General features: G+C 50.8%; 1 tRNA gene. It reads left to right on the top strand.

The window, feature by feature from the left end:
* The first annotated feature begins 4 nt into the window (after window positions 1-4).
* Window positions 5-81, top strand: a tRNA-Ile gene (locus JW499_RS22015).
* Window positions 82-301 lie beyond the last annotated feature (220 nt).

Below are 301 nucleotides of genomic sequence, written 5' to 3'. Positions count from 1 at the left end.
AAATAGGCTTGTAGCTCAGCTGGTTAGAGCGCACCCCTGATAAGGGTGAGGTCGGTGGTTCAAGTCCACTCAGGCCTACCACTTTCCCTGGCAATAGCTTGAGTAGGTGGTTAGTTAGAACTGAAGATAGTAGCTCAGCTGGTTAGAGCGCCCCCCACTCTTGGTTTAAAAGAAGGGGGTGAGGTCGGTGGTTCAAGTCCACTCAGGCCTACCACTTTCCCTGGCAATAGCTTGAGTAGGTGGTTAGTTAGAACTGAAGAAAGTAGCTCAGCTGGTTAGAGCGCACCCCACTCTTGGTTTA

Source organism: Amphritea pacifica, assembly GCF_016924145.1.
GTDB lineage: Bacteria > Pseudomonadota > Gammaproteobacteria > Pseudomonadales > Balneatricaceae > Amphritea > Amphritea pacifica.
Note: the sequence above shows the minus strand (reverse complement) of the source record. Positions and strands in the feature narration are given on the sequence as shown.